Origin of the sequence: Pseudomonas sp. Irchel s3h17 (genome assembly GCF_900187505.1) — a bacterium.
Lineage (GTDB): Bacteria > Pseudomonadota > Gammaproteobacteria > Pseudomonadales > Pseudomonadaceae > Aquipseudomonas.
The window spans coordinates 218,795-242,458 of record NZ_FYDL01000008.1 but is presented as its reverse complement, the minus strand read 5'-3'; the positions used below and the strand labels follow the sequence as shown (position 1 = coordinate 242,458).

General features: G+C 59.2%; 15 protein-coding genes. 7 read left to right on the top strand and 8 right to left on the bottom strand.

Annotation, left to right across the window (positions count from 1 at the left end; translation table 11 throughout):
- Positions 1 to 387: 387 nt before the first annotated feature.
- Positions 388 to 2,700, bottom strand: a complete 2,313-nt coding sequence (gene metE / locus CKW25_RS13845) for a 5-methyltetrahydropteroyltriglutamate--homocysteine S-methyltransferase (protein ID WP_095080006.1) — start codon at positions 2,698 to 2,700, stop codon at positions 388 to 390.
- A 108-nt stretch (positions 2,701 to 2,808) separates the two neighbouring features.
- Here metE and metR point away from each other — a divergent pair, with 108 nt between their 5' ends.
- A complete protein-coding gene (gene metR / locus CKW25_RS13840) occupies positions 2,809 to 3,726 on the top strand; it encodes a transcriptional regulator MetR (RefSeq protein WP_095080005.1) in 918 nt (305 codons plus the stop codon).
- A gap of 204 nt (positions 3,727 to 3,930) precedes the next feature.
- On the opposite strand, the gene CKW25_RS13835 is transcribed toward metR, so the two are convergent.
- On the bottom strand, positions 3,931 to 4,569 hold the full coding sequence (locus CKW25_RS13835) for a LysE family translocator (RefSeq protein WP_095080004.1): 639 nt from the start codon (positions 4,567 to 4,569) through the stop codon (positions 3,931 to 3,933).
- A 24-nt stretch (positions 4,570 to 4,593) separates the two neighbouring features.
- Complete coding sequence (locus CKW25_RS13830; RefSeq protein WP_095080003.1) at positions 4,594 to 5,028, bottom strand: NUDIX domain-containing protein; 435 nt, start codon at positions 5,026 to 5,028, stop codon at positions 4,594 to 4,596.
- A gap of 148 nt (positions 5,029 to 5,176) precedes the next feature.
- Here CKW25_RS13830 and CKW25_RS13825 point away from each other — a divergent pair, with 148 nt between their 5' ends.
- From CKW25_RS13825 to CKW25_RS13815, 3 genes are read left to right on the top strand one after another with little or no spacing between them, the layout of a single operon-like run.
- Positions 5,177 to 5,977, top strand: coding sequence for a helix-turn-helix transcriptional regulator (locus tag CKW25_RS13825; protein ID WP_095080002.1), 801 nt, complete (start codon positions 5,177 to 5,179; stop codon positions 5,975 to 5,977).
- A gap of 34 nt (positions 5,978 to 6,011) precedes the next feature.
- The gene (locus CKW25_RS13820; RefSeq protein WP_095080001.1) at positions 6,012 to 7,628 is read left to right on the top strand and encodes an FMN-binding glutamate synthase family protein; all 1,617 of its coding nucleotides are present in this window, start codon (positions 6,012 to 6,014) and stop codon (positions 7,626 to 7,628) included.
- 56 nt (positions 7,629 to 7,684) lie between these two features.
- Positions 7,685 to 7,990, top strand: coding sequence for a putative quinol monooxygenase (locus CKW25_RS13815; protein WP_095080000.1), 306 nt, complete (start codon positions 7,685 to 7,687; stop codon positions 7,988 to 7,990).
- Here CKW25_RS13815 and CKW25_RS13810 read toward each other — a convergent pair.
- From CKW25_RS13810 to CKW25_RS13795, 4 genes are all read right to left on the bottom strand, one after another.
- Positions 7,965 to 9,455, bottom strand: a complete 1,491-nt coding sequence (locus CKW25_RS13810) for a glucosyltransferase domain-containing protein (protein ID WP_095079999.1) — start codon at positions 9,453 to 9,455, stop codon at positions 7,965 to 7,967. The two genes, CKW25_RS13815 and CKW25_RS13810, sit on opposite strands and share 26 nt — an antisense overlap.
- Before the next feature lie 25 nt (positions 9,456 to 9,480).
- The gene (locus CKW25_RS13805; protein ID WP_095079998.1) at positions 9,481 to 10,434 is read right to left on the bottom strand and encodes a glycosyltransferase family 2 protein; all 954 of its coding nucleotides are present in this window, start codon (positions 10,432 to 10,434) and stop codon (positions 9,481 to 9,483) included.
- Complete coding sequence (locus CKW25_RS13800; RefSeq protein WP_095079997.1) at positions 10,431 to 10,811, bottom strand: GtrA family protein; 381 nt, start codon at positions 10,809 to 10,811, stop codon at positions 10,431 to 10,433. The genes CKW25_RS13805 and CKW25_RS13800 overlap by 4 nt, the downstream gene beginning before the upstream one ends.
- A gap of 182 nt (positions 10,812 to 10,993) precedes the next feature.
- Positions 10,994 to 12,415 (bottom strand): amino acid permease, encoded by a 1,422-nt coding sequence (locus CKW25_RS13795; RefSeq protein ID WP_095079996.1) that lies wholly within the window; start codon positions 12,413 to 12,415, stop codon positions 10,994 to 10,996.
- 1,114 nt (positions 12,416 to 13,529) lie between these two features.
- Here CKW25_RS13795 and CKW25_RS13790 point away from each other — a divergent pair.
- From CKW25_RS13790 to CKW25_RS13780, 3 genes are all read left to right on the top strand, one after another.
- Positions 13,530 to 13,988, top strand: a complete 459-nt coding sequence (locus CKW25_RS13790; protein ID WP_095079995.1) for a transposase — start codon at positions 13,530 to 13,532, stop codon at positions 13,986 to 13,988.
- 373 nt (positions 13,989 to 14,361) lie between these two features.
- The gene (locus CKW25_RS13785) at positions 14,362 to 17,478 is read left to right on the top strand and encodes a transglycosylase domain-containing protein (RefSeq protein ID WP_095079994.1); all 3,117 of its coding nucleotides are present in this window, start codon (positions 14,362 to 14,364) and stop codon (positions 17,476 to 17,478) included.
- 171 nt (positions 17,479 to 17,649) lie between these two features.
- A complete protein-coding gene (locus CKW25_RS13780; RefSeq protein WP_095079993.1) occupies positions 17,650 to 22,317 on the top strand; it encodes a dermonecrotic toxin domain-containing protein in 4,668 nt (1,555 codons plus the stop codon).
- A gap of 60 nt (positions 22,318 to 22,377) precedes the next feature.
- Here the strand turns inward: CKW25_RS13780 and CKW25_RS13775 are convergent, their stop codons facing one another.
- On the bottom strand, positions 22,378 to 23,634 hold the full coding sequence (locus tag CKW25_RS13775) for a hypothetical protein (protein ID WP_095079992.1): 1,257 nt from the start codon (positions 23,632 to 23,634) through the stop codon (positions 22,378 to 22,380).
- Positions 23,635 to 23,664: the final 30 nt, after the last annotated feature.

The window sequence follows — 23,664 nt, the reverse complement described above, 5'->3', positions numbered from 1 at the left end:
GCAACAGCCCCAAAATCGGTCACCGTGTTTTATCTGAAAGCCTGCAATCGTCTTGTCGAGGGGCGCTTCGCACCCCAGCGCGAGCAAGCTCGCTCGCCACGGGGCAGTACTCACTCTTGATTGAACGGCATGAGTGCAAACGGTTACGTTGTGGGAGCAACTGTCCTGATCAGATGACGGCTCTCGTCAAGGCGCGAGCATGCCGAACACCTCCCCGTGGCGAGCGAGCTTGCTCGCGCTGGGCTGCGCAAACAGCCCCAAAATCGGTCACCGTGTTTTATCTGAAAGCCTGCAATCGTCTTGTCGAGGGGCGCTTCGCACCCCAGCGCGAGCAAGCTCGCTCGCCACAGAGGCCGCGTTCGGTCTTGATTGAGGCACCGCAGGACGTCAAGCCAACTGGCTGCGCAACTGACGGGCCGCCGCCACCATGTTCACCAGTGCCGCCTCGGTCTCCGGCCAAGCGCGGGTTTTCAGGCCGCAATCGGGGTTGACCCACAGCCGCTCGGCCGGAACACGCTCAACGGCCTTGCGCATCAACGCGACCATCTCGGCGGTGTCCGGTACCCGCGGCGAGTGAATGTCGTACACACCCGGGCCGATGTCGTTCGGGTAGTCGAAGGCCTTGAAGGCCTCCAGCAGCTCCATGTCCGAACGCGAGGTCTCGATGGTGATCACGTCCGCGTCCATGGCCGCGATCGCCTTGATTACATCGTTGAACTCGCTGTAGCACATGTGGGTGTGGATCTGGGTTTCGTCACGCACACCGCTGGCGCTCAAGCGGAAGGCTTCCACTGCCCAATCCAGATACTCCTGCCATTGCGACCGGCGCAGCGGCAACCCTTCACGGAATGCGGCCTCGTCGATCTGCACGATCTTGATCCCGGCGGCTTCCAGGTCGAGCACTTCGTCACGCAGGGCCAGCGCCAGTTGTTGCGCCTGGACTTTGCGCGAAACGTCCTCGCGGGGGAACGACCACATCAGCATGGTCACCGGGCCGGTGAGCATGCCCTTCATAACCTTGCCAGTCAGGCTCTGGGCGTAAGTGATCCAGTCCACCGTCATGGCGTTCGCTCGACTGAGGTCGCCGTAGATGATCGCCGGCTTGACGCAGCGCGAGCCGTAGCTCTGGACCCAGCCGAAACGGGTGAAGGCATAACCATCCAGCTGCTCGGCGAAGTACTCGACCATGTCGTTGCGCTCGGCCTCACCGTGCACCAGCACATCCAGCCCCAAGCGCTCCTGGATGTGCACCGCGTGACGAATTTCAGTGTGCATGGCATCGGTGTAGTCATTGGCCGACAACTTGCCTTGTTTGAACGCCTGACGCGCCAGACGAATCGCCCCGGTCTGCGGGAACGAGCCGATGGTGGTGGTTGGGAACGCCGGCAACTTCAGTCGCGCACGCTGCTGTTCGATGCGCTTGGCAAACGGCGACTGACGTTGGCTGTCCGCCGCACCGATGGCGCTGATGCGTGCTTGCACCTGAGCCTTGTGAATGCGTGGCGACTCGGCGCGGCTAGCTGCAATCGCGCGACTTTCAGCCAGGGCCGCTTGTACCTTGGGCGCTTGCGGATCGTTCAAGGCATCGCGCAGCACAGCGATTTCGCCACACTTTTGCACGGCAAACGCCAGCCAGCTTTTCAGCTCGGGATCGAGTTTGTCTTCGCGCTCAAGGTCCACCGGGCTGTGCAGCAGCGAACAGGAACTGCTGACCCACAGGTTGTCGCCAAAGCGTTCCTGGGCAAATTGCAGTTGTGCAAGCACCGGTTCCAGTTCGCAGCGCCAGACGTTGCGACCGTTGACCAGGCCCACCGAGAGAATCTTGTAGATCGGCAGGCGATCCAGCACCTGGCCGAGCTGATCCGGCGCGCGCACCGCGTCGATGTGCAGACCCTGCACCGGCAGGCCGACAGCCAGGCCGAGGTTGTCTTGCAGGCCGCTGAAGTAGGTCGCCAGCAGTTTTTTCAGCGGTGAATACTGCAGGATGTGGTAAGCGCGTTCGAAGGCATTTTTCCAGGCTTGCGGCAGGTCCAGGGTCAGGATCGGTTCGTCGATCTGCACCCACTCCACGCCCTGGGCAGCGAGCCGGCCAAGGATTTCGCCATAAATGGGCAGCAAGCGCTCCAGCAGGTCGAGTTTGTCGAAGTCATTGCCTTTGGCCTTGCCCAACCACAGGTAGGTCAGCGGGCCGATGATCACCGGTTTGACGTCGTGCCCCAGGGCCTTGGCTTCGTCGACCTCATCGAACAACTGTTCCCAGCTCAACGTGAACTGCTGGTCAGCGCTGAATTCCGGGACCAGGTAGTGATAGTTGGTGTCGAACCACTTGGTCAATTCCTGGGCGTACTGCGCTTTGCCGTGTTCACCGCCGCAGCAGGTGGCGGTGGCGCCACGGGCCATGGCGAACAGCGTGTCGAGGGTCGGCAGGCCGCGCTCGTCCTTGGTACGGTCAAAACGCTCGGGGATCACACCGAAGCTCAGGGAATGGGTCAGTACCTGGTCGTACCAGGCGAAGTCGCCCACCGGCAGCAGGTCAATACCGGCGTCCTTCTGCAATTGCCAGTGCCTGGCCCGCAGTTCACGGCCAACGGATTGCAGCGCGGCCTGGTCGAGATCGCCCTTCCAATAGGCTTCGAGGGCTTTTTTCAGTTCGCGGTCGGCGCCAACGCGAGGAAAACCGAGGGTGTGGGCCAAGGCCATGGCGAGTAACTCCTGAGTAAATGATGGCGCTATTGTCGACAGCCAACCCATCATGAGACAAACTCAACCTTTTCGTGTTGATCACAAAATTTACTCATGGAGGCCACGGTGCTCGAAATCCGTCACCTGAAGACCCTGAACGCCTTGCGCGAAGCCGATAGCCTGGTCGAAGCCGCCGAACGCCTGCACCTGACCCAGTCAGCCCTGTCCCACCAGTTCAAGGAGCTGGAAGAGCGCATGGGCATGCCGTTGTTCGTGCGCAAAACCAAGCCGGTGCGCTTCACCAGCGCCGGCCTGCGCTTGCTGCAACTGGCCGACGCCACCCTGCCGCTGCTGCGTGGCGCCGAGCGCGACATCGCGCGCCTGGCGGGGGGCACCGCGGGACGGCTGCACATGGCGATCGAATGCCACAGTTGCTTCCAGTGGCTGATGCCGACCATCGACCAGTTCCGCGATGCCTGGCCGGAAGTCGAACTGGACCTGGCCTCCGGCTTTTCCTTCGCCCCGCTGCCTGCCCTGGCCCGTGGCGACCTGGACCTGGTGGTGACGTCCGACCCGCTGGAACTGGCCGGGATCACCTACGTACCGCTGTTCACCTACGAAGCGATGCTCGCAGTGGCCAACCAGCATCGGTTGGCGAGCAAGCCTTACATCGTGCCCGAAGACTTGCTCACTGAAACCCTGATCACCTACCCGGTAGAGCGCGACCGCCTGGACATCTTCACCCGCTTCCTGGAGCCGGCCGACATCGAGCCGGCGCAAGTGCGCACCTCGGAACTGACTGTGATGATGATGCAACTGGTGGCCAGCGGCCGTGGCGTCTGCGGCATGCCCCATTGGGCGCTGCATGAATACAGCTCACGGGGCTATGTGAAGGCCAAGCGGCTGGGTGAGAAAGGTCTGTTTGCCACGCTGTACGCCGGCATCCGCGCCGACATGCTCGACGCGCCGTACATGCGCGACTTCTTGCTGACGGCCAAGGACACCTCGTTCTCGACCCTGGATGGGGTGAGTGCGGTACGCTGACCGGCACTGATCGCTCCGACGCGCCGCCCATAAATTGCGGCGAGGGCGCTTGCTCCCGCTGGGCGCAAAGCGCCCCAAAACAGGTTATCGAGGTCTTTCAGAAAGGACTCGGCGACCGTTCCTGGGGCTGCTGCGCAGCCCAGCGGGAGCAAGCTCCCTCGCCACAGGTGTGTACTGGGTAACCCAATCCTTGAGAGTTGGGTTTCAGGCCATGCGTCGCGGCTCGGACAACAGCCGTACCGCCAACCCTGCCAGCACGAAGCCCATGAAGTAACGCTGCACCGCCAGCCAGGTCGGGTTGTTGACGAACCAGGAGGCGATGCCCGCCGCGAACAGGGCGATCAACAGGTTCACGGTAAAGCTCACGCTGATCTGGGTCAGGCCCAGGGCGATGCTCTGGAAGAAGATCGAACCGTTTTCAGGGTTGATGAACTGCGGGAAGACCGAGAGATAGAACACCGCGATTTTCGGGTTCAGCGCGCTGGTCAAAAAGCCCATGAGCATCAGCTTGCGCGACGAGTCCGGTGGCAGTTGCCGGGCTTCGAACGGCGAACGCGCTCCCGGCTTGACCGCCTGCCAGGCCATCCACAACAAGTACAGCGCGCCTGCCCACTTGAGCGCTTCGTAGGCCATCGGCACCGCCAGGAACACCGCCGTCAAGCCAGCTGCCGCCGCGAACAGGTGCACGAAAAAACCCGCCACCACCCCCAGCAACGACGTCACGCCGGCCTTGCGCCCCTGGCAGATCGAACGGGAGATCAGGTAGATCATGTTCGGCCCGGGCGTCAGCACCAGCAGCAGGGAAGCCGCAGCAAAAATCAACAGATCATGGGTGGTAATCATGGCGCAATCCTTGTCCGTGAGCGATCAGGCCGAAGCCTGCAGAGAACTGCGATAAAACGGCAGGATCAGGTCCCGTGTCAATGGCGCCAGGAGCACATCGCCATCACCGACAGGGTCGATCCAGATCACCTCTTCGATCTCCGCCGCCGGGGACACCGGTACGTCGACAGCCAGTTGAAAGATGTCAGCTTGCACGATGAACCCCGGCTCGTTGGCCGCGGGCGCTGAAAACTGCCCCAGGAACCTGGCATGCACCGGATCGATCAGCAGCCCCAACTCTTCCTCCAGTTCACGGGCCAGGGCGTGTACGGGCAACTCATGGGCTTCAATTTTGCCGCCCGGCTGCATAAAGGCCTGGGTACCGCGCTTGCGTACCAGCAGGGTTCGGCCGTCGGGGCCGATCAGCAGGGCAGCGGCGATGCGGATAATGCGAGACGAAGCAGAAGATGAAAGCGTCATGGATCAACGATGGCCCTGGATAAAAACGCCAAGGATCACATGCGCGCCGTGTCTGCGTCACGCCCCGCCTGCCGGCACCGAGATTGCCCGGACAGGCCGGGTGGGCCAGTATGTCGCCTGGCCGGGGTAACCCGATAGGAAACGCTCAATGAATCACTCGCTGGAAGAGATCGCCTGGCATCGCTCGATCGGGCAACTGATCGACGCCCTGGACAAGCCCAATTTCTGGACCCAACTGCTACGCCTGCTGGATCAGTACGTGAGCTTCGACAGCTGGGTGGTGCTGCTGTACGACGGCGACCAACGCCCCCAGGTCTTCGCCGAATGCCCAAGCGCGGACGGCCATCCCGACCCACTGTTTCAGGACTACCTCATGGGGTTGTTCCTGCTGGACCCGTTCTACATCGCCTGCCGCGAGCAATCGCGCACCGGCCTCTATCGCCTGGCCGAAGTAGCGCCAGAGCACTTCGAACTGACCGAGTACTACCAGCGCTACTTCCGCTTGAACGTGGTGGCCGATGAAATCCAGTTCAATTGCCAGCTGGAGGCTGACCGCACGCTGTGTCTTTCCCTGGGCAGCAAGCAGCGCTTTGGCAGCGAGCAGATTGCCCTGCTGTCGCTGATCCAGCCATGGGTCCTGAGCCTGCTGCGCCAGCGCCTGCCCTACGAATCCGCAGCGGCATCGGCCCCTGAGCCAACGGCCCGCCAGGGCGACTGGCGCATCCGTCTCGAGGACTCGCTCAAACAGATCAAGGGCGCGCAACTGACGGCCCGGGAGCTCGATGTCGGCCGCTGGATGCTCAGCGGTTGCTCCAGCAAGGAAATCGCCCGTAAGCTGGAAATCTCCGCTGAAACCGTGAAAGTCCATAAGAAACACATCTACAGCAAGCTGGGGATCAAATCCCAGTCCGAGCTGTTTTCGATCTTTCTCCAGGCACAAAATGCCTGACGAAACCTGATGATTCCGAACCCAAGGAACCCGTATGAGCCTGTCACTCCTGAGCCGCTACGCCTTCTTTGCCCTCTGCGTGATTTTCACCCTCGCCAGCCTGCCATTTCTTGAGCACGACTGGGTCTGGCCGATCTCCATCGTCACCGGCCTGCTGAGCCTGCTGGGCATCTTCGACCTGCTGCAAAGCCCCCACGCGGTGCGCCGCAACTACCCGATCCTGGGCAACATCCGCTACCTGGTGGAAGGCATTCGCCCGGAGATCCGCCAGTACCTGCTCGAATCCGACAGCGACGCCCTGCCCTTCTCCCGGGCCCAGCGCTCACTGGTCTACTCGCGCGCAAAAAATGAAAGCGCCGACAAGCCTTTCGGCACGCTGGTCGATGTGTACCAGTCCGGTTTCGAGTTCATCGGCCACTCCATGCGCCCCGCGCCCCTGAGCGACCCTAACGGTTTCCGGGTGACCGTCGGCGGCCCGCAGTGCCGCCAGCCGTACTCGGCGTCGCTGTTCAACATCTCGGCGATGAGTTTCGGCTCGCTGAGCGCCAACGCCATTCGGGCATTGAACCAGGGCGCCAAACTCGGCAACTTCGCCCATGACACGGGTGAAGGCAGCATCAGCCCCTATCACCGCGAACACGGCGGCGACCTGACCTGGGAGCTGGGCAGCGGCTATTTCGGCTGCCGCACCGCCGACGGACGTTTCGACCCGGAGCGCTTCGCCGCCCAGGCACAGGACCCGCAAGTGCGTATGATCGAAATCAAGATGAGCCAGGGCGCCAAGCCCGGCCACGGCGGCATCCTGCCCAAGCACAAGGTCACCCGGGAAATCTCCGAAACCCGTGGCGTCCCCATGGGCCAGGACTGCGTATCGCCGTCACGTCACAGCGCGTTTTCCACGCCGATCGAAATGATGCACTTCATCCAGCAACTGCGTGAGCTGTCTGGTGGCAAGCCGGTGGGCTTCAAGTTTTGCCTGGGCCACCCGTGGGAGTTCATGGGCATTGCCAAGGCCATGCTGGAAACCGGCATCCTGCCGGACTTCATCGTCGTCGACGGCAAGGAAGGCGGCACGGGCGCCGCACCGGTGGAGTTCACCGACCACATCGGCGTGCCGATGCGCGAAGGCCTGCTGTTCGTGCACAACACCCTGGTGGGCCTGAACCTGCGGGACAAGATCAAGCTCGGTGCCAGCGGCAAGATCGTCAGCGCCTTCGACATTGCCAGCGTCCTGGCCATCGGCGCCGACTGGGCCAACTCGGCCCGTGGCTTCATGTTCGCCATCGGCTGCATTCAGTCGCAAAGCTGCCACACCAACAAATGCCCGACCGGTGTCGCCACCCAGGACACCCTGCGCCAGCGTGCCCTGGTGGTACCGGACAAGGCCGAACGGGTCTTCAACTTCCACCGCAGCACCCTCAAGGCACTGGCCGAAATGCTCGCCGCCGCCGGCCTCGAACACCCTTCGCAGTTGTCAGCCAAGCACCTGGTACGACGTATGTCCGCCACCGAGATCAAACTGTTTTCCCAACTGCACGTGTTCCTCAAGCCCGGTGAGTTGCTCACCGGCGAAGTGAACGGCGAGTTCTATTCGCGGATGTGGCAAATGGCCCGGGCCGACAGCTTCGAGGCCAATGACGTGGCGGCCTGAAACCTCACCCATCGCCCGTCTAAACCGGAGACGGGCGCAACATCAAGGAAGAATCCATGCTCAAAGTGATTGCCCAGGACTTCATCAAACCCGAACACCTCGAAACCGTCCGCCCGTGGTACGCCGAACTGGTGGAGAAAACCCGCCAGGAAGCGGATTGCATCGCCTACGATCTGTTCGTCGACCAGAAAGACCCGGGGCATTTCGTCTTCATCGAACAATGGCCGAACCAGGCCGCCCTGGATGCCCATTGCCAATCGGAGCACTTCCGTCGGCTGGTGCCGCAGATCAATCATTATCAGGCCCGGGACTGCATCGTGGTGCTGATGGACGCGTTTACGGACGTGGCGGTTCCTTCATGACAATGAAGCCGTAATCGCCCACCAGATACAGGTTATAGAACTGGCTATCGACCAGCGGCGCGAACCCTTGGTATCCCACAAGGGTCGCATTGCGCCGTTCCTTTTCGGGGAACACATTGTTGATCCCGACCCTGGGCAGGTTCTCGGCCAACATGTAGAAGTCGACGTTCAGGATGTACGCCAGCACCGGCATGACCTTGAATGATCCGCTCGCCTTCGCCAGCCAGCGATCGGAATAGTTGATCGCCATGTAGATGCGCTTGGCCTCGCGCAACGGGCGGTTGGAAGCGATGTCATGGCCCAGTGAAAACAGCGCACTGGTGGCGAACTCCTTCTGCACAGTCAGTACTCGTCCGTAGGCAAAGGACAGTACCAACAGGCTGAGCAAGGGGATGGCCAGCAACAACCCCAGCCGTGTGTCGACAGCCTCCAGCCCGCGCCGGCTCAAGTAGTAGACAAACACCCACAAGACACCAAAGCCCAACAGGGTTCTGGCGCCTTCATTGAAGTCCCTGAACAGCAGCGTCACACCGCACACCAGCAATAGCAGCAGCGGCAGTGTCAGCAGGCACAGCAGGCCCAGACACACTTTTCGCCACAGGCGGTCTGGTCGCTTGCACAACACCACCGCGACCTGCACCGCGCCAAGCGCCGCGCACAGCAGCACCACCCACAGCCACCCGCGATTGCCCCCCTCGAACAACAACGCAATCTTGTCCGCCACGGTGTTGATATTCACGCCGATCTGAGCGAGCCCGTTGGCACTCAGGGACTGCATTGGCAAGCGCTCGGCAATGATCGTCTGATGCGTCGTCACAGAGTAAAAAAGCACCGCACAGATCAACTGTGCGCCCTTCATCAGACACAACCCACGAATGTCCTGCCATGAACGGCCTTCACTGGCCGCCCTGACCAGTTCTATACAGAACAGCCCCAGGAATACGTTGATGCTGAGCTGATAAAGCCCCATGCCGAGGGTGATCAGGACGCCAGGCACCAACACCCGCCACAGCACCGATTGCGCACTAAAGGTGACGGCGTAGACCATGGCCACCAGGCTCAACGCCATGGTCGGCCCATCATATTGATAGGACAGGTTCTGCAGAAAAAACGGGTTGTACCAGAGCGGTAGTACCACCAGGCAGCACGACAACGTGGGCCGGGGGTAGTAGTGAAATGTCAGGCGAGTCATCGCCAGGGCAATGGCGATGACGGCCATCAGCAGCGGCAACGGGAAGACATGGGGAGCACCCGAGGAAAACGTCAGGCCGCGGTAGAACAGCTCGGCCACCCAACGGCCCTGCTCGGCCCAGGCCGTACCGGCGGACAAGGATCGCCAGTTGTCGTCGATGTAGTAATAGTCCGCCAGGATCAACGGCAAGATGTACATAAACGCGGCCAGCACAAAGAACGCCAACACATCACGCCTGGGCAGTTGCTTGTTCGCAATGCTGGCCACGTTCATTCGCGCTCCTGTCCTGGCCCCGGCCTCACTGACGCTCCGCAGGGCTCACGTTGCCCGGGTGGCCGACAATGTCCTTGATCACATAACGCGGACGATGCTTGGATTCGATATAAATCCGGCCGATGTACTCACCCAATATGCCAATGCCAATCAGCTGGACACCGCCCAGAAACAGAATAGCGGTCATCAGCGACGGGTAGCCGGGCACGCTGTTGCCAAAGAAAATCTTGTCCAGAACCATGTACAGCGCATAGACCAGGGCGAACAGGGAAACCGCGCTGCCCACGTAGGTCCACAACTGCAACGGGACGGTACTGAACGAGGTAATGCCTTCCAGTGCCAGGTTCCACAACTTCCAGAAGTTGAACTTGGTGGTCCCCGCCACGCGCTCGGCCCGTTCATACTCGACCAGCACCGTGTTGAACCCCGCCCACGACAAGATTCCCTTCATGAACAATCGGTGCTCCGGCAGCGTGCGAATCACGTTCACCACCTTGCGGTCCATCAGGCGAAAATCGCCGACGTTTTCCTCAATCCGGGTGTACGCAATCCGGTTCAGCAGGTGATAGAACAACGCCGCACTGTGCCGTCTCAGATAACTGTCGGTGGCCCGCCCGTGCCGTTTGGCCAGCACCACATCCGCCCCCTTCTTCCATTCGGCTATCAACAAGGGGATCACACTGATGGGGTCCTGCAGGTCCACATCCATTGGAATCACCGCATCGCCAGTGGCGTATTCCAACCCGGCAAACAGCGCCGGTTCCTTGCCGAAGTTACGCGAGAAGTTGATCAGCAACACATGCTCGTCCGCCAGCACGAGCGCTTTGGCGTACTCCGCGGTGCGGTCCGAACTGCCGTCGTTGATAAACACGATCTCGACCACGTCATCGGCCAGTACCAATTGCTGACGAACGGCCTGATAGAACAGGTTGATCGCCTGCTCCTCATTGAACACAGGGACGATCAACGAGATTTTCATGCCTCGGGCTCCCGAAAAACCAGGAACCTGGAAAAGAGAAAACCGCAGACCAGGCTGATGGCCGAGAACACCACCAGGGTCAGCAGCCCGGGCAACCGCCAGTGGTCCGCGCCGTAGCCCACGCCAAAGCTCAGCGCCCCCATGAAGGTCACAAACAGCAGATAACGCGGGAGGGTGGCCCGGCGTTGAAAGGTGTATCGGGCATTGGCGTAAAACGAGAACGTCACCGCCAGGCAAAAAGCCGCCAGATTACTGAGGGCCTGGCGCAGACCCAGCAGCCCGTACAGGACGAAAAAAACCGTCCAGTGAATCAGCGTATTGAGCAGGCCAATCGAAACAAACCTGGAAAAGCCGCGAAATGCGGGCGTTCTGTGCATGACATTTGTTTCCAATCTGCCCGCTGGGGCCGGATAGTTCATCAAGCTTGGCACTGCTACCCGGCTTGTCTACTTTCCCGACGGCAAACAGACCGGCGGACATCCCTTCGTTGCAAACAAAAACGCCCGATGCAGTGCACCGGGCGTTTGGGCGAAACAGGTCAGGACAGCGTGTCAGCGGCTCAGGAAGCCGAGCGTACCGCACCTTGCGACTGGTTCGTGGGTTGCAGCTTGAATGCATAGAACAGTACGGTCAGCAGCACCAGGAACGCCGGCCCTACGTACAGCGCGATGCGGGTGTCCGGGAAGTACGCCATCAGGCCGACCACCAGCACCAGGAACGCCAGCGCCAGGTAGGAACTGACCGGGTACAGCCACATGCGGTACTTGAGCGCGGCACGCTCGGACGGGCTCAGGCCCTGGCGGAACTTGAGTTGTGCCAGCAGGATCATCACCCAGGTCCAGATCGCACCGAAGGTGGCGATGGCGGTGACCCAGACGAAGACTTTTTCCGGCACCAGGTAGTTCAGCAATACACCCAGCAGCAGTGCGCCGATCGACAGCAGCAAGGCACGACGAGGTACGCCGTTGCTCGAGGTCTTGGCGAAACCGGCCGGGGCCTGGCCATTCTGCGCCAGGCTGTAGAGCATGCGTCCGGTGCTGAAGATACCGCCATTGCAGGACGACAGCGCGGCCGTGATCACCACGAAGTTGATGATGCCGGCAGCGGTCTTGATGCCCAGGCGTTCAAAGGTCATCACGAACGGGCTGCCTTGGGTGCCGATTTCGTTCCACGGGTAGATCGACAGGATCACGAACAGCGCGCCAACGTAGAACAGCAGAATGCGCCAGAACACCGAGCCGATCGCGTTCGGGATGGTCTTCTGCGGGTTCTTCGCTTCACCGGCGGTCAGGCCGATCATCTCCACGCCCAGGTAGGCGAACATCACCATCTGCAGGGACATCAGCACGCCCTGCACGCCATTGGGCATGAAGCCACCGTGGGCCCACAGGTTGGAAATCCCCAGCGCGACGCCGTCGTTGCCGAAGCCAAAGGCGATGATGCCGATACCACCCAGCACCATGGCGATGATGGTGACAATCTTGATCAGGGCGAACCAGAACTCGAACTCACCGAACGCCTTCACGGCGATCAGGTTGATCGAGCCCATGCTCACCAACGCCGCCAGCGCCCAGATCCAGCGCGGCACATCGGGGAACCAGACGCCCATGTACACCGCCACGGCGGTAATTTCCGCGACGCAGGTCACCAACCACAGGAACCAGTAGTTCCAGCCGGTGAGAAAGCCCGCCAACGGGCCAAGGTAGTCTTGGGCGTAACGACTGAACGAACCCGCCACCGGGTTATGCACCGCCATCTCGCCCAGGGCGCGCATGATCACCAGGATCGCCAGACCGCCGATGATGTAAGACAGCATGATTGCCGGGCCGGCCATTTCAATGGCCTTGGCCGAACCGAGGAACAGGCCGACACCGATACAGGCGCCGAGCGCCATCAAGCGAATATGCCGTTCGCCGAGTTCGCGTTTGAGCGGGCCGCCTTGAGCGGTCTCGCCGTGGGGCTGGTGATTGCCAACAGGCATAGGGGGACATCCTCGTCTTGTTATTGGATATGACCACCGAGCGTCAACGTACAGACCGGTAAGCCTGTGTGTCGTGATACCGGATCCACTTCGTGAGCAGACCCTTCTTGTAGGACAAATCCTGCAAGATCAGCGGGACGTGCAGTATAAAGAGCCATCAACAGGAATTTTCACTCAATAAACACCAATATTCAGAAAGAAATCTCGGCAAAACCGGCATTTACGGAGGTGCATTACCTGGCAATTTGCGTTAACTCGCCATCAAAGCGGCGGCGAGTATTGCACAGCCATGGTGCAACGTCATGCCCCTACCTAGGCCGTATTTACCAGATCGATGGCTCTATCTCAGTACTTTCAGACTAGAGCTATCCCTGTGGCGAGGGCGCTTGCTCCCGCTCGGCGCAGCCGCCGCCATACAACTGAATGCGGCTTGCCTGACACACCTCGATGGCTGTATCGGGACGGCTGCGCCGTCCAGCGCGAGCAAGCTCGCTCGCCACAGGGGATCTCCATCAACCGCCGCGCTTTCAGTTGGCAGGTGGCAGCTCATGACGCGGGGCCAGCACGCTCAGAAAGCGTCTATCCCGCTTTGACTCAATGCTCTCAGGCAGCACCTATCCCCGTGGCGAGGGAGCTTGCTCCCGCTCGGTGGCGTAGCCGCCGTCATACAGCTGAATGCGGCTTGCCTGACACACCTCGATGGCTGTACTGGGACGGCTGCGCCGTCCAGCGCGAGCAAGCTCGCTCGCCACAGGGGATCTTCATCAACCGCCGCGCTTTCAGTTGGCCGGTGGCAGCTCATGACGCGGGACCAGCACGCTCAGAAAGCGTCTATCCCGCTTTGACTCAATGCTCTCAGGCAGCACCTATCCCCGTGGCGAGGGAGCTTGCTCCCGCTCGGTGGCGCAGCCACCGCCATAAACCTGAATGCGGCTTGCCTGACACTCCTCGATGACTGTACTGGGACGGCTGCGCCGTCCAGCGCGAGCAAGCTCGCTCGCCACAATTAAGTACGTCCTTCAAACACTTGAGAAAATTCATTCAGACAACGTAGCTCCGAGTCAGCAGGCAGAGAACTAGTGTCAGTTGAGACCACTACAAAGGGGCACAAGCAATGCACCCACGCCCAAACTCACACCTGCTACGCCGCGGACGTCACTCAGAACCGGGGCGGGGTTATCTTCTAACTGCAGTTGTGCACCAAAGACGCCCTGTATTCACTGACTGGCGCTTGGGACGGCTGCTGATTACCGAACTCAGGCGAATTCACGATCAGGGTTGGGTCAACTCATTAGCCTGGGTGGTCATGCCTGACCACTTTCATTGGTTGATTCAACTCGAACAACATTCCTTGGCGAGAATCATGCAAACCACCAAGTCGCGCAGCACCCTCACTATCAACAGGGCATCGAATAGAGTGGGAGCTCTTTGGCAATCGGGTTATCACGACCGAGCCCTGCGCGATGACGAAGACCTGCTGCCATTTGCTCGTTACATTGTCGCCAATCCTTTACGTGCGGGACTGGTCGAAAAAATTGGCGACTATCCGCTTTGGGATGCCTGCTGGCTCTGAACACACGATCCAGCAGCATCCACCCATTGTGGCGAGGGAGCTTGCTCCCGCTCGGTGGCGTAGCCGCCGCCATAAAGCTGAATGCGTCTTGCCTGACACTCCTCGATGGCTGCGCCGTCCAGCGCGAGCAAGCTCGCTCGCCACAGGGGATCTTCACCCACCGCTGGGCTTTCATCTGGCAGGTGGCAGCTGATGACACACCTCGATGGCTGTATCGGGACGGCTGCGCCGTCCAGCGCGAGCAAGCTCGCTCGCCACAGACAGGCCAATACCTGTCATCACACTTTATCCCTTCACAAATTTTTCATCTGCGCCAACCAGCGTCTAAGCTTCAGGCAAGTCCGATCAATCTGCGTGAATGGATCAGTCGACTATGGGCGCTTTGTGGCAAACCGATTCGAGTAAAACTGTGGTGCCAACTGACAGCGTGGACGAAGCGCCTTTACCACCGAAAAAATCACCCCGCCGCCGTTATGCCTGGGGGTCGTTCTGGTTATTGCTGGTGATCATTCTGATCGTGCTCGGCTTTGCCATCGAAAAGGAGGTCCGCACCTCCAGGTTCCAGGCACGCGAGTTCAGCCGGTTTGCAGCGTCTTTGAGTTATTCGATGCAGCCGGGCCCCAGCGACTCGATTTTCTATCCCGGTGCCGGTCCTTTCGACAAACGCCTGGGCTACAGCGCCCTGGGCGAGTTTTTACCTCGCCTGATCAAGCGTGACTACGTGATTGCCGCGCAAACCCGCTTTTCACCGAAGCTGCTCGAGTACAGCCTCAACGGCTTTTTCGTGCCCTATGCCGAGAAAATCCAGGCCGGCTTGTCGATCACCGACTGCACCGCTGCACCGCTCTATCAATTCAAGTACCCGCAACAGTTGTACTCGAGTTTCGCGACGATCCCACCGTTGGTGACCCATAGCCTGCTGTTCATCGAAAACCGTGAGCTGCTGGACCCTGGACAACCCAAGGCCAACCCCGCCGTGGACTGGCCACGCTTTGCCAAGGCCGCCTGGTCGCAGGTCGCCAAAATGCTCCACCTGCCCGGCCAGACGGCCGGCGGCAGCACCCTGGCCACCCAGTTGGAAAAATACCGCCATTCGCCTGACGGCCTGACCGTGTCGGGCGGCGAAAAAATCCGCCAGATGATTTCCGCCAGCGTGCGCGCCTATCAAGGTGGCCCGCAGACCCTGATAGCCCGGCAGAACATCGTGCGCGACTACCTCAACAGCGTGCCGTTGTCGGCGGTACCGGGCCATGGCGAAGTGCATGGCATGGCCGAAGGATTGCGGGTCTGGTACGGCGCCGACTTCAATCAAGTCAACCAGGCCCTGGCCAGCGATGCCACTGACCCTGTGAGCCTGGCGCAACGTGGCCTGGCCCTGCGCCAGGTGCTGTCGTTGATGATCGCCCAACGCCGGCCGTCGTACTATCTGGCCAAGGGCCGGGAAGAATTGGCGGACCTCACCGATAGCCATATCCGCCTGCTGGCCCAGAACGGCGTGATCGACAGCGCGCTGACCTCTGCCGCGCTCACCAGCAAGGTGAGCTACCGCGACTGGCTGCAACAACCGACCATCCAGCCGATTGAAACCAATAAAGGCATCAGTGTGGCGCGCAGTCGCCTGGCCTCGATACTCAACCGCCCGCTGTATGACCTGGACCGTCTCGACCTGTCCGCCACCAGCACCTTGCAGGGCGATCTGCAAACCCAGGCCAGCGCCTACCTCAAGCGTCTCGCCGACCCGACCTTCGCCGCCGAAATCGGCCTGTTTGGCGAGCGCCTGCTGACCCCCACCAGCACTACGCAAGTGCGCTACAGCTTTACCTTGCTGGAGCTGACCCCCGACGGATCGCGGGTGCGGGTACAAACCGACAGCACCGACCAACCCTTCGACATCAACGAAGGCAGCAAACTGGAACTGGGGTCCACCGCCAAGTTGCGCGTACTGACCACTTACCTGCAAATCATGGCCGAGTTGCACGACCGCTACGCGACCAAGACCCCGGCCGAACTGAAAACGGTCGAAGTCGCCGAGCAGGACCGGTTGAGCCGTTGGGCCGTCGACTACCTGATCCAGAACACCGACCGCAGCCTGCCGACAATGCTCAGCGCCGCGCTGGACCGCAAATACTCGGCCAGCCCCGGCGAAGCCTTTTTCACCGGGGGTGGCCTGCACACCTTCCATAACTTCCGCAAAGAGGACAACGGTCGCCTGCCGACCCTGCGCGATGCGCTTCGTGAGTCGATCAACCTGCCCTTTATCCGACTGATGCGCGACCTGGTGCGCTACACCACCTATTCGGGGCCCGACAACAGCGGCCAGTTGCTCAAGGATGACGTGAACCCGCGGCGCCAGGAATACCTGGCCCAGTTCGCCGACCGCGAGGGCACATCGTTCCTGCTCAAGTTCTGGAAGAAGTACCAGAAAAAGGACACCCAGGCCCGCCTCGATACCTTCCTGGACAGCATGCACCCGACCCCGATTCGCCTGGCCGCCGTACACCGCTATCTACTGCCCGAAGCCACCCAGGAGAGTTTCAACAGCTTCGTGCGCTCCCACCTGAAAACCGCCAAGACCAAGGAAAGTCTCACCGACGAACGCCTGGAACGGCTCTACAACAGCTATGGCCCCGGCTCCTATGACCTGCCCGACCAGGGCTTCATCGCCAAGGTTCACCCACTGGACCTGTGGCTGATCGGCTACCTGATCGACAACCCCGACGCCAAGTTCAGCCAGATCGTCAAAGCCAGCCAGTTCGAGCGCCAGGAGGTTTACAGCTGGTTGTTCAAGAGCCGGCACAAAAGCGCTCGCGACAGCCGCATCCGCACCATGCTGGAGATCGAAGCGTTCCTGGACATCCACCAGCGCTGGCAAAACGTCGGCTACCCCTTCGATCACCTGGTGCCGTCACTGGCCACCGCCATCGGCAGCTCCGGCGACCGTCCCGCAGCCCTGGCAGAGTTGGTGGGGACCATTCTCAACGATGGCGTGCGCATGCCGACGCTGCGTATCGACACCCTGCACTTCGCCGCCGATACCCCCTATGAAACCAGGTTGATCAACGACCCTGACAAGGGCAAACGGGTGATGCCTTCGGAAGTGGCAACGGCATTGCGCGAAGCGCTCTCGCAAGTGGTCGACGCCGGTACGGCAAGACGCGTGGCGGGCAGTTTCAAGCTGGCTGACGGCACGCCGCTGGCCATGGGCGGCAAGACCGGCACCGGCGACAATCGCATTGAAGCCGTCGGCTCTGGCGGGCGGATTCTCAGCTCCAAGGCGATCAACCGCACGGCGACCTTTGTGTTCTACATCGGCGACCACCACTTCGGCACCCTGACTGCCTTTGTCCCGGGCGCATCGGCCCAGGACTTCAAGTTCACCTCGGCATTGCCAGTACAAGTGCTCAAGGGCATGGCACCGATTTTGTCACCCTATTTGCAACCAGGCACCCACACCATGTGCCAGCCAACCGTGGCGACGGCGAGCCATTAAGCAAGGATCAACGGAGGGAGCGACGGGGCGGTAATTATGTATTTTCAACTCTTTGATTTTTTGAGATTCGAGTCGGAACCCGCGCCGTTTCAAACCAAACTTTGAGCTTTTTCTGAGCAACATGTTTACCTAGCCTGATCGCTCCACAATTGATCAACGGACGATCACGCAATGCCCAACCCACCCATGACAAGTCAAAGGTCGGATCATCTCTCAAGCGACCTGCCCGATAACAGTATCCACTTTGAGTTGGTCAAGAAGGCCATCCCCTCCTGGTTGTCAGATGCATCAATGTCTCGTGTCACAGCGCTAAAAAACCACAGACTGACGATTCCTGATTGGCAAAGGAACGCAGCACAAGCGCTCCATCAACGCTTGAAAAATGACATCCAGCGCAGTTGGACCGCGCAAAATGACGTCGATAAGGCGCTGAGCGACCTACAAGATGTCTACACCTTTGCCAAACCCTTGCTGCAAAAGGCGTTGAAGGAGCGCTTCGGCGTCGAGGACGACGTCGAGGACACTTGGCTGCTACTGTATGCACCGGTGAAAACCTCGTGGTGGGTGCATGACTTTTCAGGTGCCACGACCAGTCGAACCGTCTCGCTGCTGGATGCCGCCCTGCACAACTTTTCGCGCGACGAGGCATTTAGCCAAGACTCTGAGTTCATCACCCGCCCCGACGTCCGCGGACATTTCAGGATCAAACCGCTCAAATACAGACTGAGCATCGATCAGTTCAAATCACTGTGCCGCGAACTAAACATCGGCGCCCTGTACAAACAGCACTTGAGTGAGTTTTTACTTTCGACTAACAGGGTCGCCAGCAACTTTCTGCGCTACAAGGTCATTTACAGCCAGAAGAGCGCGCTCAATGTCGCGGCGCAAATGGCCCTGATGAAAAACGACATTGACCGCAAGGTCTATGAGGTGGTGAAGGGTGTGCTCGACGACCGTGGGCGAGTGGAATGGAACGGTCGAGCCGTCAGCTATTACAACCTGACCCTGATGGACGTGTCCCTGACGGGTATTGTCCTGATCGCCGCCGCCGATATCTCGACCGCCACGACTCCCGTCCCCGTGATTGCGTATGTTCCCCATGACCCGGAACACCCGCTTAAGCAATACCCGTCAGCGCTCGATTTCATGGCTGAGCTGACGCGGCAGTTACGCGGCGAAGCGCCCGCCACGAGCTATCAAAAGTTCTTCAGTCAGTTTGTAAGCCATCAACAGCGAGGGCATTTTTTTGCCCGTTTGAATGACCGCCTGAGCACAGTAAAATGGCAACCGACCCCACCCGGGTCCAACTTGCCGAGCTGGCGTGAAACGCCTGTGGATAATCCCAACCTGCAATTCAGTCTGTCGAGTGTGCGGGATGATCGTCAGACCCGCTTCAACGGCGACCTGTGGGGCTATTTCTATCGACAGAAACTCAACAAGATTCTCAATGATGCCCGGGAAATCGCGATTTCCACCGAGTACGCCGACCGCATGGCCCGTTGGGCCTGGTGGGACAACCTGGAGAAAATGCTCTCGGACATTCTCAATGTCGCGTTGCAGGTGGCAACGCCGCTTGTTCCCGGCCTTGGCGAGCTGATGCTGGCCTACACCGCCTATCAACTGACCGATGAAGTGGTCGAGGGTATCGTCGATCTGGCCGAAGGTCATTTTGCCGAAGCTGCAGAACAAACCATCAGCGTGCTGGAAAGTGTCGTCCAACTGGGCGCATTTGCGGCGGGCGGCGCAATCGGTAATGTCGCGCGAGCGAAACTCTCGCCGTTCTTCGAAGGACTCAAACCGGTGCAAACGGCAGAGGGTCGGACGCGGCTATGGAATCCTGACCTTACTCCCTATGAAAAATCCGGCTTGTCATTGCCAATAGACGCCAAGCCCGATGGAACAGGCGTTTACCAGCACCAAGGCCGGCAACTTCTGCGACTCGACAACAAACACTTCGAGGTGCAAAAAGACCCGGCCACCGGGCAACACCGAATCATGCATCCACAACGCCCCGATGCGTACGCACCGACCTTGCGGCACAACGAACAAGGCGCCTGGGTCAGTGAAACGGAAAACCCGCGCGAGTGGGAAGGCACGACACTGATGCGTCGACTGGGCCATACAACCGATGCCTTCAGCGACACGCAACTGGATCAGATCCGTCAGATCAGCTGTACCGAAGAAGCCGCCCTGCGCAGGATGCACACCGAGCACGCCCCGCCGCCGCCCTTGCTGACCGACACCCTGCAACGCCTGGGGGCACCCGTGAATCCACCTCCTGCGCTGTCCCCCGAAATCGCTGCACTTTTCAGCGACTTTCCCGAACTGCCTGAACCCATCGCGGAAAAAATCTTTGCCGGCGCCACCCAGTCGGAACGCCAGCAGATTACCCGGCACAAGCGCCTGCCCTTGCGCCTGAAAAGCCAGGCCCGGGAACTTCAGTTCGAGACCCAGGCCGTCCGCGCCGCCCACGGTCTGTACGACAACACTTTGGTCAGTGGCGATACCGAACGCCTGGTGCTGGGCACCTTACGGACGCAAACCGATACCTTCGGCAACCTGCGCATCGACATCCGCCAGGGCGCGCTCGACGGAGAACTGCGATGCCGCGCCGGGCCGGAAGATGCAGCACAAGTGCGGGTCATGGTTCGCGACGAATCCGGAAAATACGAAGTGCGTGACACCATGGACCAGCAGATCCATGCAGCCGATGATTTCCTTCCTGCCCTGCTCCAGGCGATGGGCAGGGATGGGCAGAGAGCGGTGGGATATCGAGCGGGGGATATCGGGTTCTTCAAGCAGTGGATCATCGCCAAGACCGAGACACCGAGCGAGCGCCGGGCGGTTCTGGCCACGCCACCGATTCGTACTGTGGCCGAGCACGAGACCGTACTGTTGGTTCGTGGAGGCGGCCTGAGCAAGGAAGGAAAAACACTGCACGAACGAATTCAGGATCTTCATCCGCACTTCAGCGAGGCCGAGGTTGAGGTATTTGCTCAGGCCTTGAACGCCAGAGGAGAGCCGCTCAGGGCGATGGACGAGCAAGAAAAGGATCTCGCAGAGTTACGGGGGATACTCAAGCATTGGGAGCGCCAGCAACCTTACAGCGTGGTTTCAGACAACCGCGGATTCCTTGGCGGTGGTGGAAGGCACATCGTCGAACGGCTCATTGACTGTTACGAGCGGAAAAATACAGGGCTGGGTAGCCGCACCAATCCATACTCCTACTCTCTGGACCTCTCTCGGGATTTACTACCACTGGATCTGGAAACCTGGTGGTCCAAACGTCCAAAACTAAAAAAACATCTCGACAAAATCACCGTGCTCAAACTCGATAATACAAGGTTCTCCGGCGAGCTATACGGGGTGCTAAAGGACTTTCCAAATCTGCGGGAACTCAATGCCAACCACTGCGAATTGACTCGCCTGCCAGATAACATCGGTGCCATGCATCGCTTGGAATGTCTGCGATTGAGTTCAAACGTTATTACCTTGGATCCTCCCGCTGTCGAGAAACTGAGGAATCTGACGTATCTGGAAATTCTTGAGCTGGACCACAACCCACTAACCCTGCTGCCGGATATTGGGCGCATGCCCCGGCTAAAGACTGTCGGCTTGAGGAACACCGGTATTACTACCTGGCCCATTGGGGCTTTTAGCAGACGCAGAACTCAGGAGTTTGTTTTGGACATGCGGGGCAATCCAATCAATCTAATACCTGAAGTTATTCATCAATCACCAAATGCATGGGTGATAGGTCAAACACGTATCGATATCGAGAGCCTATCGGCTTCAGACCGCCTCAGGTTTAATCAGATACGTCAATGGTTAGGTCTTCCCAACGAGATAGGTGCGTCGCCTGTTATTGACTTGCCGCCGGCGATATCGATATGGACCGGTGTTCCTGACGTGAGTCCTGAACGCATCAAACATTGGGAGGAACTGAAACACGAACCCCACTCCGGACCTTTTCTGTCTATCGTTAATGGGGCTGAGGGCTTCGCTGATTATCGTGCTGGAGGCGAAGCTCGGACACAGCTACTGGATCGCCTGTGGCGCATGCTTGATGCCGTCTACATCGACACCCCGCTTAGGGAAAAACTTTTCACAATGGCGAAGGACCCAGTGAGGTGTGCCGATGCGGGTGCGCAGTTGTTCAACAATATGGGGATTGAGGTACTCGCCTTTGAGGCGCACGCCTACGACACTGATCCAGCGTTGCTTGAAAATAAATTAATCGTGCTAGCCAAAGGTTCCGCGCGACTGGAACTTGTAAACGATATCGCCCGGGCCGATATGAGCAGCCGTGAAGGTAACCCTGACGAAGTGGAAGTCTACCTGGCTTATCAGACGGGCTTGGCTGGACGTTTGGACCTGCCTTGGCAATCCGAATCCATGCTTTACCGGCCGGTGTCCGGTGTCACCGATGACATGATCGAAAACGCATACGACACGGTGCTATCCATGGAAAAGGATGACAGTCTAGTTAACAGAATGCTTGAGCTGGATTTCTGGGAACGCTTTCTCCGTGAAACATATCCTTCGCAGTTCGAAGAAAACCAACAGGTCTACCTGAGTAAATCAGAGCGGCTCGATACTTTACTAAACACCCAGCTCGAATGGTGCAATTCGACGCAATTGACGAAAATTCAACGTACGGGCTTGCGAAACAGACTTATAGAACTCATGAACGGTTTTTCGATTCAGGAAGACGCCGTGTTTTCCGGCACGCCAATAAGTGAGGATATTTACAATCGGCTGCTCATCGACTTGGGAGACGAGGAAAAAGAACTATCACGGCGTTTGACTCGAGAGGCCATGACCAGAGCTAACATTTAAACAATCGATAACTGATACCGGCCCTGAAGAACCCGTAAATGAGCCTTCAGGGGCGCGCTATCAGATCACTTCCGAGTCCCAGATTATTGTGACATTTCCTGTATAGGTTTTGGCACTGTCTTTGTGCAACATCTGTTCGACGTGCTCCCGAGCCACTTCAAAGTGAAGGATTCCCGGCTTTCGATCGACGTATAAACCAGGTTGAAACAACTCAGTGCCACTGCCATCGAGTCGAAGGGAGCGACGATGAACGGGTTGCCCCGCTCCATCCAGCAAACCGTTTGGCAGTGTCACGCTGGTATTCAAGGGCACAAGATCGGCAGAGCCTGTGTCGCGCAAAGCGCAGGTGTTACCGGCGATGAACTGACACTCGAGTTGCATCTTGAACCGCGATGAAGCCGAGATATTGAATGTCTGGTCCCGGAACAACCGCACTGGCTTGCGTCCCTGATTCAACCAGGCTTGCCAACCGCCCTGAGGCACCAGCTCAATGTGATTACCTCCCGGCGGGACGTCGACTTTTAGCGCATGCATGACATCCAGGGTGAAATTGAGGGTAATGGCGTTGTCGTTGGGGATCAGCACATCGCCCATGTCGAAGTCCATTCCCGGGCCTGTGGTGTAGGTCAGGGAGCCTCTATATTCTCCTGATGACATCCTCAGGGGGTTGGGCGTCCTCAGTTCGTAGACATACTCGACCGCACTGTAATTGAACCAGGGAATGTCGACAGAAGGTGTTCTGCCACAAGCCCCCGCGCCTTCAGGTATCAGCCAGAAAAAGGGCGACCATGCGACACCGGCAACCCCCACGTTCACACCGCTACACGGGGCTGGAGCATTTTTCCATTGACTAAACCAACCGACACCGGGTCTGGCCCATGCACTGACCCCCGGAGGTCTCGCCATGTTCCAGCTACCACCAACTCCCGCAATTCGCATCTGAACAGTCTCACTCTCACCTGTACGACTGTGGAAGACCTCCAAATTTCTCCAATTGGATGGCACACTAAAAGTCGCGCCCATTCTGGGGTCGGCATGATCGCCAAGAATAGGTTGTGACGAATTGAATCGCAGACTAGGAATCCTCAGACTGAAGATGCCCAGACTCCTGCAACGAGCAGTAATCCAACTGACGCACACCCCACTTTCCGGTGTTGTGTTCTTAAACTTGTTGAGCATCGGATTTGTCGGATCAGGTACAAACTCCGCCCGAATCTCCTGAACCACCGCTTTGGCGGACGGGGCATACAATCCTGTTAAAACACCTCCCACCAAGGAAAGCGCAGTCATTATTTTTAGCGAAAAAGAGAACTTCATTGTAATACAACCTGTAATTTAAACGTGACA

Bases quoted from the DNA above. Each gene is read 5' to 3' on its own strand.
- metE (WP_095080006.1), bottom strand. From the start codon at position 2,700: ATGGCCTTGGCCCACACCCTCGGTTTTCCTCGCGTTGGCGCCGACCGC.
- CKW25_RS13835 (WP_095080004.1), bottom strand. From the start codon at position 4,569: ATGATTACCACCCATGATCTGTTGATTTTTGCTGCGGCTTCCCTGCTG.
- CKW25_RS13830 (WP_095080003.1), bottom strand. From the start codon at position 5,028: ATGACGCTTTCATCTTCTGCTTCGTCTCGCATTATCCGCATCGCCGCT.
- CKW25_RS13825 (WP_095080002.1), top strand. From the start codon at position 5,177: ATGAATCACTCGCTGGAAGAGATCGCCTGGCATCGCTCGATCGGGCAA.
- CKW25_RS13820 (WP_095080001.1), top strand. From the start codon at position 6,012: ATGAGCCTGTCACTCCTGAGCCGCTACGCCTTCTTTGCCCTCTGCGTG.
- CKW25_RS13815 (WP_095080000.1), top strand. From the start codon at position 7,685: ATGCTCAAAGTGATTGCCCAGGACTTCATCAAACCCGAACACCTCGAA.
- CKW25_RS13810 (WP_095079999.1), bottom strand. From the start codon at position 9,455: ATGAACGTGGCCAGCATTGCGAACAAGCAACTGCCCAGGCGTGATGTG.
- CKW25_RS13805 (WP_095079998.1), bottom strand. From the start codon at position 10,434: ATGAAAATCTCGTTGATCGTCCCTGTGTTCAATGAGGAGCAGGCGATC.
- CKW25_RS13800 (WP_095079997.1), bottom strand. From the start codon at position 10,811: ATGCACAGAACGCCCGCATTTCGCGGCTTTTCCAGGTTTGTTTCGATT.
- CKW25_RS13795 (WP_095079996.1), bottom strand. From the start codon at position 12,415: ATGCCTGTTGGCAATCACCAGCCCCACGGCGAGACCGCTCAAGGCGGC.
- CKW25_RS13790 (WP_095079995.1), top strand. From the start codon at position 13,530: ATGCACCCACGCCCAAACTCACACCTGCTACGCCGCGGACGTCACTCA.
- CKW25_RS13785 (WP_095079994.1), top strand. From the start codon at position 14,362: ATGGGCGCTTTGTGGCAAACCGATTCGAGTAAAACTGTGGTGCCAACT.
- CKW25_RS13780 (WP_095079993.1), top strand. From the start codon at position 17,650: ATGCCCAACCCACCCATGACAAGTCAAAGGTCGGATCATCTCTCAAGC.
- CKW25_RS13775 (WP_095079992.1), bottom strand. From the start codon at position 23,634: ATGAAGTTCTCTTTTTCGCTAAAAATAATGACTGCGCTTTCCTTGGTG.